10 protein-coding genes are annotated in these 13303 nt (G+C 47.3%); 4 read left to right on the top strand and 6 right to left on the bottom strand.

The window, feature by feature from the left end; translation table 11 throughout:
* Positions 1–272: 272 nt before the first annotated feature.
* The 3 genes from L5L77_RS09240 to L5L77_RS09230 all read right to left on the bottom strand — a co-directional run bounded on the left by L5L77_RS09240 (position 273) and on the right by L5L77_RS09230 (position 3419).
* The gene (locus L5L77_RS09240; RefSeq protein ID WP_263192051.1) at positions 273–1784 is read right to left on the bottom strand and encodes an AAA family ATPase; all 1512 of its coding nucleotides are present in this window, start codon (positions 1782–1784) and stop codon (positions 273–275) included.
* A 95-nt stretch (positions 1785–1879) separates the two neighbouring features.
* Entirely contained in the window at positions 1880–3025 is a 1146-nt protein-coding gene (locus L5L77_RS09235) for an HlyD family secretion protein (RefSeq protein ID WP_113939908.1), read from the bottom strand.
* 1 nt (position 3026) lies between these two features.
* Positions 3027–3419, bottom strand: a complete 393-nt coding sequence (locus tag L5L77_RS09230) for a DUF3302 domain-containing protein (protein WP_028759246.1) — start codon at positions 3417–3419, stop codon at positions 3027–3029.
* Between the two features lie 281 nt (positions 3420–3700).
* On the opposite strand from L5L77_RS09230, the gene purT reads away from it, so the two are divergent.
* The 4 genes from purT (at position 3701) to L5L77_RS09210 (ending at position 10723) form a co-directional block, all read left to right on the top strand.
* Positions 3701–4876 carry a formate-dependent phosphoribosylglycinamide formyltransferase gene (purT, locus tag L5L77_RS09225; protein ID WP_263178460.1) on the top strand — a complete coding sequence of 392 codons (1176 nt, stop codon included), beginning with the start codon at positions 3701–3703 and terminating at the stop codon, positions 4874–4876.
* A gap of 240 nt (positions 4877–5116) precedes the next feature.
* A complete protein-coding gene (locus L5L77_RS09220) occupies positions 5117–6841 on the top strand; it encodes an RluA family pseudouridine synthase (protein WP_263222612.1) in 1725 nt (574 codons plus the stop codon).
* A gap of 143 nt (positions 6842–6984) precedes the next feature.
* The gene (locus L5L77_RS09215; protein ID WP_263222609.1) at positions 6985–8451 is read left to right on the top strand and encodes a DUF3142 domain-containing protein; all 1467 of its coding nucleotides are present in this window, start codon (positions 6985–6987) and stop codon (positions 8449–8451) included.
* The gene (locus tag L5L77_RS09210) at positions 8441–10723 is read left to right on the top strand and encodes a hypothetical protein (protein ID WP_263192049.1); all 2283 of its coding nucleotides are present in this window, start codon (positions 8441–8443) and stop codon (positions 10721–10723) included. Before L5L77_RS09215 ends, L5L77_RS09210 begins: the two co-directional genes overlap by 11 nt.
* A 68-nt stretch (positions 10724–10791) precedes the next feature.
* On the opposite strand, the gene L5L77_RS09205 is transcribed toward L5L77_RS09210, so the two are convergent.
* The 3 genes from L5L77_RS09205 to djlA are packed head-to-tail and all read right to left on the bottom strand — an operon-like array spanning position 10792 to position 13243.
* Positions 10792–11745, bottom strand: coding sequence for a D-2-hydroxyacid dehydrogenase (locus tag L5L77_RS09205; protein WP_263192047.1), 954 nt, complete (start codon positions 11743–11745; stop codon positions 10792–10794).
* A gap of 35 nt (positions 11746–11780) precedes the next feature.
* Positions 11781–12413 (bottom strand): outer membrane beta-barrel protein, encoded by a 633-nt coding sequence (locus tag L5L77_RS09200; RefSeq protein WP_028761520.1) that lies wholly within the window; start codon positions 12411–12413, stop codon positions 11781–11783.
* Positions 12414–12454: 41 nt separating this feature from the next.
* On the bottom strand, positions 12455–13243 hold the full coding sequence (gene djlA, locus L5L77_RS09195) for a co-chaperone DjlA (protein ID WP_263192045.1): 789 nt from the start codon (positions 13241–13243) through the stop codon (positions 12455–12457).
* Between the last annotated feature and the right edge of the window lie 60 nt (positions 13244–13303).

Genomic DNA, 13303 nt, shown 5'->3' with positions numbered 1-13303 from the left:
ACGGTATACAAACCTTAGAGAAACTTATTATCTAAGCAATGTTAGCTAATAGCCTTATAGAAGTGATTTCGTCATGAAAATACAACTCCGCTCATATAGTTTCAAATCTAGAAAAATAGTAAAAACATATCACATAGCTTTCATTTAACTTCGAGTTACACTGAATTTTATAAATCTAAAGCGTCTATTTCCACGCCGTAATGATTTAAGTACTTATTTTATAGTTTTTAATATGGTGACAATTTAAAACAATATCTCTTGAGAGAGAAATCTTACTCATGGGCATTCACGGTTCGGCCTGCTGCCCATTGTCGTAGCGCATTGATTTTATCGCTCATGACCACAGATAAAGGCCGTGTCTTACTAAGTTCTTCAAGTAATAGCACTTGGTCGACACTGCACTCGACACTTCTTGCGGTATACATGGCAGCAATAACGACTTGTTCGATTTCGGCGCCGGAAAATCCTTGGCTACGCGCCGATAACTGGGCGAGATCTAAGCTCGCCACATCGATTCCACGGCGCTTACAGTGGATTAAGAAGATAGCTTTGCGTATGGCTTCGTCGGGTAAATCGACAAAAAAGATTTCATCCATCCTGCCCTTTCGCATCAACTCTGGCGGCAGAACTTGAATATCATTAGCGGTAGCCACCACAAACACTTCAGATTTACGCTCCGCCATCCAAGTGAGTAAGGTGCCGAGTATCCGCGTCGATGTTCCCTCATCACTGCTACTCCCGCTTAAGCCTTTTTCAATTTCATCTATCCAAAGCACACAGGGCGACATCATGTCAGCCAGATCCAGTGCATTACGCAGGTTCTTCTCGGTTTCGCCTATGTATTTGTTATATAAGGCTGCCATATCGAGCCTAAGCAAAGGTCGTTGCCAAACGCCCGCAACCGCCTTAGCCGCGAGGCTCTTACCACTGCCCTGAACGCCCAGCAATAAAATCCCCTTGGGCGCATCGAGCGCTTTGACGTGCTGAACTGGAGTCGGCTGGCCGTCTTGGTCAATGACGCTGACAGCCACTATGGGCGAGCGCTGCTTGAGCCATTTTTTTAGATTATGCAGTCCTGCAACCTGTGAAAAATCACTGGTGTCGTATTCAAATTGCAGCACACCATTAAGATCGAGTAGCTGAAACTTGGCTTTATTGATGGCATCAATATCAGACAAGGTAATAGCACCATCATTGACTATGGCTTTGCGTACGAGACGACGGGCATCGTCTAAAGTCACGCCCCGCAGATTATCGGCTAATTTGACCACAGCCGCATCATCGACCTGTAGCGGCGTACCTTGGTGACGAATTTTATCAACTTCAAGATAAATCAGATTTTGCAATTGCACAGTACTTGGCAAAGTTAAGTGAAAATAAGCGCAATAACGTTTGATTTCAGGCGGGATTTCAAAGGCATGGCTCACCAGCACTAATGTGTGTTGCAGCGTCTCGTACTCAAGGGCGATTTCTTTAAGCAAACGGACATTCTTAGGTGCATCAATCACAAAGGGATGGAAGTCGCACAGCACATAAATTCCCTGCTGCGAGGTTGATTTAATTTGCCCGAGCAAATCTGTAGGTTCGCTATTAAACTTTTGCGCCGCCAAGGGCTTATCGACCCGTGCTAGGCCTTGGGTAATGCTCCATGTAAACACAGGTTGATAGAGCACACTGGCGACCCGCTTAAGCAACTCAACCACGCGATATTCTTCATAGGTTTCAATCACTACGATTGGCGTATTGGAGCGCAGCACTGAGGTTAAATCGTGAATATCTTGCATGCTTTCAAATTCCTTTTTATTCACCCAAAAATGTGTCACAAAAAAGTCCAGCGAACTGGACTTGATACAACAGACAAAAGTTAACCGATTAAGGGTTAATGTCCATCAAAAAACAAGTAATTCAGCCAACCTTGCATCCTCAGCAATACTTTACGCATCACAGCGACATGATGAAAATGTTCAGTATAAATTGCAACCTGCCCAGAAACACCCGCAGGAAATTGCGTACGGATAGCATCATCTTCGATATCAATCAGCACAATAACGCGACCATTTTGAAATAAACGAGCCGATGACTGCAGCGCGCCGCCCATTTGAACTTCACCTTCAGCCATAGCGGGTAATATTTTCGCCACTTTCCCCTTAAAGATTTGTCCTGGAGCGGCATCCAATATCACTTCAGCTTCATCACCTTCCTGCAAACGCATTAACGAGTTTTGCCAGAATGCCCCCGCAAAGTAGCGCTGCTCGTCGGGAATAAAGCTCATTACGGGACGTAATGGTAAAGGCACTGCCATCGCTCCCGCACGAAGCGCCATTTGCGTCACCACACCATCTGAGGGTGCCCGCACGACTGTCTGTTCTAAATCGTAGAGTGCACTGGCTAAATCAGCTTGCAAGCCAGCTACTTTAGTATTGACACCATCAATATTAGATTCATAGGCCAGCTTGACACGCAGTTCTTCAGCATTCGCAACGGTCAGTTGTGCCTCTGAGGCTAAGTACAATTGACGCCTATTATCGAGTTCCAGTTCAGTAAAAGGCGAATTCGCGCCCCCTTTCTTGCGGCCTAACTCATAACGCTCGAAGGCAGATTTATTACGGTCTTTATCGGCCCTAGCGCGCTCTACATTAGCCTTAGCCGACTCCCACGCCGCGGCAAGTTGTGGCACTTGGAGCTCAGCTTCCATCAAAGCTGCGCGTTTACGTTTAACAACGGCCTCGAAGGGAATAGGATCGAGACGAAATAACACATCCCCTTGTTTAACAGGCATATTAGGCTGCACTTCCACCGAAGTCACTAAGCCTTTTACTGCGGGGGTGATAGGGATAGTGACAAAATATTCACGGGCAAAACGAGAATAAGGATGGTTGTAATTCATCACGAGCAATAAGGTACCAATAATGAACACCCCACCCAGCACTGCGGTGGGAACAGTCCATTTATTCATCGGAATTTTAAAGACTTTAAAGATAGCAATACACACGGCCGCATAGGTGAGTATGAGTAATAAATCCATGTTATACCTCAACTTTGTCTGTTTTTATCGCATCCACAGCAGGCGCTATATTCATGGGGGTTATTTGCTCTAACTGTTCAAGCCGAGTCTGAAGCCCTCTGACCGTCTCGCGCAATGAATTCACATCCTCCTCTAAAACTAATTCTCGCTTCATTACAGTATTGAACCCCCAACCGCGATCTTCACGGTATAAAGTCGCCCAGATCCATAAAAATGGCCAAATTGCATGTAGGGTGAATAGACTCACCCACCCGGCGATATGCAATGCATCTTGCTGAGGATGATTACGCTTTTTGGCTATTTCATAGGGGATATCATGAATGGCAATGACACCATAAAACATGATAATGATGACGAAAAACAAAATACCTAACGCAAAGTAATCTAAGAACATCCGCATCTCCTTGTATTAATAATATGTATTCCATCCCAAAGATTAGTGGATGGTCCCCAAACATGCTACTAACATGACATTAACATTTGAGTTTACTCTCAACCTCAGCCCCAATATTAACCAAAGATATGCTGTTTCGTTTTTGCCCCCAGTGATCCGGGACACACTTGTCAATTTACTCCATGATCCTAAAGCCTGTTCAGGCTAAACTAGGCACATCATTGCGGCATAGAACGCAAGCATAAAACTCATCATCCCTACAATCTCAAAGGTACCCACACATGATAGGCACTCCCTACACTGAGGGCGCACGACGCGCCATGTTGCTCGGCTGCGGTGAACTTGGCAAAGAAGTCGCCATTGAACTGCAACGCTTAGGCGTTGAAGTGATTGGCGTTGACCGTTACGCCAACGCCCCCGCCATGCAAGTCGCGCATCGCTCCCATGTGATCAATATGCTCGATGCCAACGCCCTGCGTGCGGTTATCGAGTTAGAAAAACCGCACTTAGTCATCCCAGAGATTGAAGCCATCGCCACCCAAACCTTAGTGGACATGGAAGCCGAAGGGGTAAATATTATCCCAACAGCTCGGGCAACAAAGCTCACTATGGACAGGGAAGGTATTCGTCGCCTCGCCGCTGAAACCTTAGGTTTACCAACCTCGCCATATTTTTTCTGTGATACCGAAACCGAATTTAATCAAGCGATTAGTGAAATTGGCGTGCCCTGTGTGGTGAAGCCAGTCATGAGTTCCTCGGGCAAAGGCCAAAGCGTTATTCGCGATATCGCCCTCAGCCATAAAGCATGGCAATACGCCCAAGAAGGCGGACGCGCCGGCGGCGGTCGCGTGATAGTCGAAGGCTTTATTCCCTTCGATTATGAAATCACCCTGTTAACCATAAGCGCAGTCAACGGCATTCATTTTTGTGCGCCCATTGGCCACAGGCAAGAAGATGGCGATTATCGCGAGTCATGGCAGCCACAAGCCATGTCCGATGAAGTGTTAGCAAAATCCCAAGCGATTGCGAGCAAAGTCGTCGAAGCCCTTGGCGGTTATGGACTATTTGGCGTAGAACTGTTTGTTAAAGGCAATGAAGTGTATTTCTCTGAAGTCTCGCCAAGACCACATGACACAGGCTTAGTCACACTCATCAGCCAAGATTTATCGGAATTTGCCCTGCATGTTAGAGCGATTCTCGGCCTGCCTATTCCCAATATCCATCAGCATGGTCCAAGTGCCTCGGCGGTGATTTTGGCCGAAGGCACCTCAAGCAATATCCGCTATCAAGGGATTGGTGCGGCATTAGAAGCGGTCAACACTCAGCTTAGATTATTCGCCAAACCCGATATTGATGGTCGCCGCCGTTTAGGTGTCGCGCTTGCCCGTGATATCGATATCGACAGCGCAATCAGCAAAGCACTCGATAGCGCCAGTAAAGTGAAAGTCATCTTTTAAGCGGGTTTAACCGTTTAAAATTGGCTTTAAGTACAAGCTACACATCAAAGGGAAATGCGCTTTAATGCCATTTCCCTTTTTCAACACAGAGCCGCACCAATAAAAAGTGACCGTCTCCAATAGGCGGAGTAAACTAGCGCCCTTTCTTGCCAGCCCTCAGCTTGCATTTAGGTAAATCCTAAGTTGTGGCTTAACCCAGATAATTAACCCTGATAAGTAAAACCAACAGTAGACCCCAATATGCATCTTCAGCCTTCTTGCTTTACCTCTTTCACACAAGCCATTGATGCCTATGTCCTGCCGCAGCGTTTTACCTTTCCTTTCTATTACGAACCGCACCCACTGTGCGTGATCGCTGCCAACGAATTACAACGCCACCTAGAGACTCAAAACGATTGGCAACATAACTTTGGCCTCACGGGGGAGTTAACGGGTGCCATTGGTAAAATGTTTGGTGTGCTTTTAGTGCAAGATCCGCAGGGAGAAGTGGGCTATTTGTCGGCATTTTCGGGCAAGTTAGCTGAGCAAAACCATTGGCCACGCTTCGTTCCACCTGTGTTTGATATGCTGGCTAAGGACAATTTTTTCCACGCCGAAAATCTACAAATCAACCAAATTAACGAGCAGCTACTTGCAGTAGAAAATCACCCCGATATTCCTCGGCTATCGAGCGAACTCAACACTGAGCAAGCTCAAGCACAAGCCAAGCTTGCCGCCCACAGGCAAGTGATGATCGACGGCCGTCAATCCCGCAAGACGCAGCGCAATCAACTCGCAGTGCAATGGGCAGCCAATCCAACTGATGAGACTTTACGTGAAAATACTGTAATCGAAGCCAAACTCAGCCAAGAAAGCATTAACGAAAAGAATCAGTTAAGAGATATTAAACGCTATTGGGATGAACGTATCCATGCCATCAGCCAAGCGTTAACTCTGCTCACTGATAAGCGTGACGCGTTAAGACTACAGCGTAAACAGCTCTCGGCGGCGCTGCAGCAAAAGCTGTTTGAGCAGTATCGTTTTTTGAATATTCGCGGCGCAGAAAAAAGCCTTAACGGCATATTTAACGGGACGGTTGAGTTAACACCGCCCGCAGGCTCAGGGGAATGTGCCGCCCCTAAGTTGCTACATTACGCCTTTAAACACGGTCTTAAACCATTGGCGATTGCCGAATTTTGGTGGGGGGCGCCGCCAAAATCAGAAATTCGCCAACATCAGCAGTTTTATCCTGCCTGTCTGCGCAAATGCCAGCCTATCTTGGGGCATATGCTCGAAGGGCTTGTTGTCGATGATAATCCGCTGCTGACGAACCCCGCCGAAGGCAAAACCTTAAGCATCCTCTACCAAGACGAGGCGATGGCGATTGTGAACAAACCCGCCGAGTTTTTATCAGTGCCTGGCAAAGAGATTGAAGACTCAGTTTATTCGCGCATACGGCAAACGTTTCCCAATGCCACTGGACCACTTATCGTCCACAGGCTCGATATGTCAACCTCGGGATTAATGGTGATCGCATTGACAAAAGACGCCCATAAACAACTGCAAAAACAGTTTATCCAGCGCACAGTGACTAAACGTTATATGGCACTTTTAGCAGGGATCCCTACAGCAATGGCAGATAAGCAGGCAGCCGGACAAATCTCTTTACCCCTACGTGGCGATTTAGACGATAGACCGAGGCAACTCGTTTGCCATGAGTTTGGCAAAGCGGCCCAAACCTATTGGGAATTGAGCCATATCGATGAAATGGCACGTACAGCCCGCGTATATCTATCCCCAAAAACGGGCCGAACCCATCAACTCAGAGTTCACTGCGCCCACTCAGAAGGGCTAAATACGCCCATTTTGGGTGACGATCTGTACGGCACTCGTGCCAATCGCCTGCATCTGCATGCAGATTTATTGATACTTCAACATCCCGTCACCCGTGAACAGATGCGCTTTCAAGTCGATCCTGATTTTTGAGATCTGAGTTCTGATATTGATTAACAAGGCACCAAAAGGAAAACCAAGCTTAGTGGGCATTATCAGAAGTTTGACCGCGATGTATAAGTGGCATTTTTCGGGCATAGTAGTGCCTCACTCAAAACGGAATCGACAGCGGTAGTATGGGCATAGGCAATCTGGTTAAAAACATAAGCCGAAATCAATGGTTCTTATTTGCTTTGTTGAGCGCCACCGTATTTATGAGCGCCTGCCAGCCGGCATCAAACCCCAATGAAATCACGGCTAGCCCAAATACCAGTGTCGCAGTAAAAGCCGCTACAGAAGCAACAACGCTTCGAGCGCCACTCGCGCAGGAAGTCTATATCTGGCAGCGCCAATGGCGCCCTGCCAATCAAACGGCATTAGCGCAAAGCCAAGGTGCATTCCAAGGATTACGTATTTTAGCATTGCAAGCGCATCCAAAACCCAATGGCACAGACATTTGGTTTGAAGTTGCGGTCAATCATGCTTGGTTGCAGGCAGATCCTAGGCCAAAAATTGCCGTGATTCGCTTAGATGGTCAGTTCGCGCATTTAAATGATGAACAAGTGATCAATAAAATCAGCCAAGTACTAGCAAATTGGCAGGCAAAAGGCACGCACATCGCGGGGGTTGAAATCGACCACGACAGTGCCAACAGTAAACTGCCAGCCTATCGAGATTTTCTTAAAAAGCTTAAAGCGCAGTTACCCGCAGAACTCAAACTCAGCATTACTGCACTGCCCGCTTGGCTCAGTAGCGCCGATTTTCCCGTGTTACTCACCAGTATTGATGAACTGGTGCTACAAATTCACAGCGTAAGCGATCCACGCCTCGGACTATTCGATGCGACTCAAGGTTGGCAGTGGGTGCAGCAACTCTCAAATATCAGCACTGTGCCTTACCTTATTGCGCTCCCCGCCTATGGTTCGGCGGTCATCAGTACAGCTTCAGGTTATCAAGTTGAAAGTGAAACACCGCTGCGCGATCAACTCAAATCAGCCAATGCAGTACAGGAACTGATGGCCGATCCTCTAGTATTACAAGCCTTTGTGCAAAAACTACACACTCAAAAAGATGCCAAACTCAGAGGCATTATCTGGTTTCGGCTGCCGCTGGAAGGGGATAAAAGGGTTTGGCCACTCAACACCTTAATCGCCGTTGCACAGCAAGGTGAACTTGCCGCCAAGATTGAATTAGTGATATCAAGCGATAACAAGGCCACAGCCCAAACGATATTAGCCGCTGAAAATAAGCCAAAAAATCTGGAAATCCGCAAGCCACAGCTATTCCAACTGAGCTTAATGAATCACGGTAATATTGCAGGTGAAATTCCTCCTCTTTTGTCGCTAGCGGGACAAGCTTGCAGCGGGTATGATGCGCAAAATGGCTATAGCGTAATACAAAAAGATGGGCTGTTAACGTGGCAATGGCGAGCTGAGAATACAGCAGCGTTGACACCAACCAAAACAGTTTCACGCACTGCAATCATGCCTATGCCGCAATCAAACAGAGACATTCAAACACACATGCTCAACCCTGGCGGCCAAAAAGTGATAGGCTGGGCACGTTGTGAGTCATTATATTTACAGGGAATTTATGCGCCATAAGCCAAAACTATCGTTTACCATGGCAACACCCAATCGGGCTTTTATGCTTAAAAAGACCACGCTCATTTGTTTAAGCTTATTTTCCCCTATGCTATTGGCCTGCGGCCCCGATTTTCCTTTGCAACTCACTCAGGATAGGCAGAGCAATCTCAGTTATTTACCGCAAACCTCCTTTAGCCAACAGCTCACCGCCCTCGCCAAGCCTTTACCTTGGCAGTATCAAGATGCACCCGCTGCACAGGAATATCTCTGGGATGAAGTGCATAGCCGTTATCTTTCACAAACTCGCGCCTTTGAAAACAGCGAGTTAAGTGACGCCCATTTAGCCTTAGTGAACACTTTGCGGGATGCAACGGGCCCCATTGAAGCCGAGCAAATGGCCGCTAAGTTAGACAAAGATCTACCACAAGCGCTAACTTGGTACACCTTAGGTGCCGTAGCGTTTGAAGCAAAAGATTATGAGAGGGCGAGTAACTATTTCAGCAAAATCATTAAATTACCACAAAGTGAACGCGCATCTCGTAGCCTGTGGGCACTCTATTCGCTGTCGCGTATTGAGCTTATCTTAAGCAAGACTTCGGCTGATCCTGAACATTTTAATCGTGCTAATGCTTACCTAACACAATTACAAACCGAAGTCGCACAAGGCGCAGCCGATCCCCTGCGTTTGAGTTTAGCGAGCTTAGGTGAACAAGCCTATATCCTGCTACACCAAGGCCAGCCGCTCCCGCAATTGACCAATCAAGCTACAGGTGAAACTGAGTCAGAGCTGCAAATGGCTCTCACCCTTGATGCACTGAATAAAGCTATTGAGCTCTATGCCACCCAATCGGTACAGGGCGATAGCGGCGGTTATGATTCCTTATTGATGTTAAGCCGCACTTTGATGAGTAAAGAGATTGCTGAACTTCAGCCGCTACTGCAACAGGCGAGCGTGCAGCAGTTATTGATTGCCTATTGGCAAAGCAGCACTAATGAATTCGCCTATAATGGCCAGCTTTCGGAAATGGGATTAAAGGTTGCTGAGCTCCTTAAAGTATTTCCAACCGATGGCTTACAGCTCAACCATGGCGATAAATTAGCGGCGATTTATTACCAGTTAGGGGATTATGCCAGTGCTGAGCGCCTATTAACGCTAGCGAAACCGAGCGGCCTCACTTGGTGGCTCAACGCAAAATTAATGCTACAAAAGGGCGATCAAGCAGAAGCTGCCAAGGCCTATGCTCAGGCAGCGCGTCACTTCCCTGAGCAACTCAATAAGATCTCGACCACAGTTGACGCTAAAGAAACTCAGCAACAAGCCATTAATGCCGATGAAGATACAGCCACTTACTGTCGTATTCGTGCCGAGCAAGGAGTGTTGTCACTAGAGCGTGGCGAATATGTCGATGCGCTCAATCACTTACTCGCCAGCGGTGATGAGTACTGGCAAGACATCGCCTATGTGGCGGAGCGCGTGCTCACCACGGCTGAACTTAAGTTATTTGTCGACGAACATGTGCCATTTATCGCCTTTGAATACCCTAAAGACAGCGACTGGTACGATAATATTGAGCCAATTAACAACCGCTTGCGCTACTTGTTAGGTCGCAGGCTATTACGCGAAGGCGCGATAGCTGAAGCGCCGGTTTACTTCCCTAATCCTAAACTGAATGCCAGCGCCCTTGCCTACGGCACAGAGCTGAATGCAGCGAAAAAAACAAAAGGCATTGATAGCGCGAAAGCCTATTGGGCTGTTGCCGAACTTGCCCGCCACCAAGGCATGGAACTCTTAGGGTTTGAATTAGCCCCAGATTACACTATTTACCAAGGTGTGTTCGATCTAAGTGATTGGAATGAGCCGAGCAAACTGGCTGAGAAAGAACAACTGCGGATCAGCGCCAGCCAAGCAATTCCCGATAAACGCTTCCATTATCGCTACACGGCAGCAGAACTAGCCAACAAGGCATCGGATCATGTACCCCACAACAGCCAAGCCTATGCAGCGCTACTCTGCCAAGCCACAGGTTGGGTCTTGTATCGAGATCAAGAACTTGCCCTACGTTACTACAAAAAATACGTCGCCAACGGCCCCTTTGTGCCTTGGGCCGAGAACTTTGGTTTGCAGTGTGAAGCGCCCGATTTTGACGGTGCAGTAAAACGAGCGCAGGCGAATGAAATGGCAGAATGGAACGCCCTGTACCACAAGCTGAAAAAGCCCGTCGTATTTGGCGTATTAGCCCTCACAGGCTTATTGGGTGTGTGGTGGATGCGTAGAAGAAAAACTCAATAATAAATAACCATTTACGTCTTTCTCTCTCAACATCGACATGATGAAAAGAGAGAAAGACGCATACCGCTTTACTTGTTCACGCAGTTAATCACTTCACCCTGTAAATAACCGTGCACATTCGCCACTGCGATATTGAGTAGACTTTGTCTTGCTTCCTTCGTCGCCCACGCATTATGCGGGCTGATGCTGATATTAGGCGCATGCAGTAAGGGATTATCTGCAGTGGGCGGCTCGGTCGATAACACATCCACGCCGGCAAATAACTTGCCTTGAGCCAGCGCAGCAGCAAGCGCGGCTTCATCAATTAATCCACCGCGCGCTGTATTAATCAGCAGCGCATTAGGCTTCATCAAGGCGAGGGTTTGTTGATTGATAAATTGCTCAGTTTCTGGAGTAAGCGGACAATGGAGCGAAATAATATCTGATTCGCTAAGCACAGTATCACGTTGCGCCCACGTCACGCCTTGGGGTAAATCCTTGATGATTGAACGAGTATTGACAAGAACTTTCATCCCGAATGCGAGGGCAAGCGTTCCCACCTGCTGACCGATATCGCCATAACCTATTAAGCCTAAAGTCTTGCCTTTTAAAGATTGCAACGGCATTAAAGTAAAACAAAAATCTTGGCAGTTCACCCACTGGCCATCGACCACAGCTTGATGATGGGCGGCCACGGCTTGGGTGTGATGCAGAATATGGGCAAACACCATTTGCGCAACGGCATCAGGCGCATAAGCGGGCACATTAGTGACCACTATACCTTGCGCTTTAGCTGCCGCGATATCGACAACGTTCGTGCCCGTGGCCAATACGCCTATGTATTTGAGACTAGGAAGTTGCGCTAGCGTCTTTGCATTCAAGGGCGTTTTATTGGTGAGAATGACTTCAGCACCTTGGGCTCGCGCGACAATATCAGCGCCACTTGTGCGGGAAAAACACGCAAACTCGCCTAATTCATTTAAGGATTGCCAGCTGAGATCGCCAGGATTTAAGGTTTCACCATCAAGTACGACTATTTTCATGCCACTAAATCTCCTTTTAAGACGATGCGTTAAATCTAAAAACTGACTTTGAGCCCAAGGTTAGCCTGAGCCTGCCACATCACATCCGACGTAATATGCCATAGGCATTCATCTTCATTGCAAAACAGCGAAGTGTCACTGTTGATAAAAGTCGCATAACCCCGAATATCCGCAAACAGGCCAAAGTGTGGCGTCACTTGATACTCTACCCCGCCACCAATCCCCATGGAGAAACGCGTTTCGCTCGACCAACCGCTAGGCAGCATGCGGGTGATCCCCGCGCTGGCGGTGACATAGGGCTGGATATCGCCACGGGGGAAATATAAAGTGCCACCCAAGTGAATATAATCTAAATCTAACGAGGTAAGAAAGTCTGGCGTAAACAAGCCGCCACTTTTTAGTTCAGAGGCTTGATGACTATATAAAAGATAAATATTACCGGGATCATTGGTGCCAATACCCACCATCAAACCGTAATGACTCGACTCCTCAACCTTCACATCGGCCTTATCACCCGTTTGATCTGTGTTGACCTCATATTGATTCACATCAAATTGACCGCCCCCCAGACTATAACCACCAAAAGGAGCGATAAACACCTCGGCCTGCGTAGACATAGCCACAGGTAACAAACTCGCCAACAGCAACAAACGGTAAGTGTTTTTCATAATGAATTCCTTATCTTTTACAAAAACCAATTTTATCAAGGCTAACGCATACCGCGCTCAGACTTGACTCTGTCATAGGCTGCTTGAATATCCTGAGCCTTACGATTAGCGAGCTCCATCATTTCCGGTGGTAACCCTTTCGCCACTAACTTATCGGGATGATGTTCATTCATCAATTTACGGTAAGCCCGTTTAACTTCTTGGTCGCTAGCTTCGTTCGTAATGCCAAGTAAACTGTAGGCATCAGTAATCGATGTTTTATTGCCACTCGACGTTTGATGGAAACGAAACTCCGCCTGCCAGCGTTTAAGTAATTCATCTAACTGCGCTCGACCATAACCTAACTCTTGAGCAATCGTCATCAAGATAGCGTGCTCAGCAGGATCCAATTCACCATCAGACAGTGCCGTTTGGATCTGGATTTCGATGAACATCTGCACTAACTCTTTGCGTCCCATCGTAATAACACGGAAAGCTTGTAAGCTGCTACGTAGATCAAAATCCGCCGATTTACCCTCACGAAATGCCTGTTGCGCCTCTTTACGGGCTTCCCCCGTTAAACGCATTTGATCCATTAATAAGGTCGCAATGCGAATATCGGTTTCGGTAACATGTCCTGATGCTTTCGCCACATGCCCCATTACTGCAAATGTGGTATTAAAGAAAATGGTTTGGCGATTCTTAGCCTGCCCTAGAACCTGTCGAAAACCCACGCCCGATGCTGCACGCTTATCGTAAAGATGACCGAGCCACAAACCTAGCAGTGCACCAAAAATACGGCCGAACATAAAGCCAATGACAAATCCAAAAAACTTACCCCAAAGCCGCATCTTATTTCCTGATTTCTATTATGTATTTGATGCACTAGCTTAATCCTATGGATATGCCAG

The sequence above is a fragment of the Shewanella sp. SM29 genome, assembly GCF_025654245.1.
Classification (GTDB): Bacteria; Pseudomonadota; Gammaproteobacteria; order Enterobacterales; family Shewanellaceae; genus Shewanella; species Shewanella oncorhynchi.
This window is presented reverse-complemented; position numbering and strand designations above follow the sequence as displayed.

What these genes read in the sequence shown, in the direction of transcription:
- L5L77_RS09210 (WP_263192049.1), top strand. Translation starts at nt 8,441, where the DNA reads ATGCGCCATAAGCCAAAACTATCGTTTACCATGGCAACACCCAATCGG.
- L5L77_RS09215 (WP_263222609.1), top strand. Translation starts at nt 6,985, where the DNA reads ATGGGCATAGGCAATCTGGTTAAAAACATAAGCCGAAATCAATGGTTC.
- L5L77_RS09240 (WP_263192051.1), bottom strand. Translation starts at nt 1,784, where the DNA reads ATGCAAGATATTCACGATTTAACCTCAGTGCTGCGCTCCAATACGCCA.
- L5L77_RS09235 (WP_113939908.1), bottom strand. Translation starts at nt 3,025, where the DNA reads ATGGATTTATTACTCATACTCACCTATGCGGCCGTGTGTATTGCTATC.
- L5L77_RS09200 (WP_028761520.1), bottom strand. Translation starts at nt 12,413, where the DNA reads ATGAAAAACACTTACCGTTTGTTGCTGTTGGCGAGTTTGTTACCTGTG.
- L5L77_RS09230 (WP_028759246.1), bottom strand. Translation starts at nt 3,419, where the DNA reads ATGTTCTTAGATTACTTTGCGTTAGGTATTTTGTTTTTCGTCATCATT.
- L5L77_RS09220 (WP_263222612.1), top strand. Translation starts at nt 5,117, where the DNA reads ATGCATCTTCAGCCTTCTTGCTTTACCTCTTTCACACAAGCCATTGAT.
- djlA (WP_263192045.1), bottom strand. Translation starts at nt 13,243, where the DNA reads ATGCGGCTTTGGGGTAAGTTTTTTGGATTTGTCATTGGCTTTATGTTC.
- L5L77_RS09205 (WP_263192047.1), bottom strand. Translation starts at nt 11,745, where the DNA reads ATGAAAATAGTCGTACTTGATGGTGAAACCTTAAATCCTGGCGATCTC.
- purT (WP_263178460.1), top strand. Translation starts at nt 3,701, where the DNA reads ATGATAGGCACTCCCTACACTGAGGGCGCACGACGCGCCATGTTGCTC.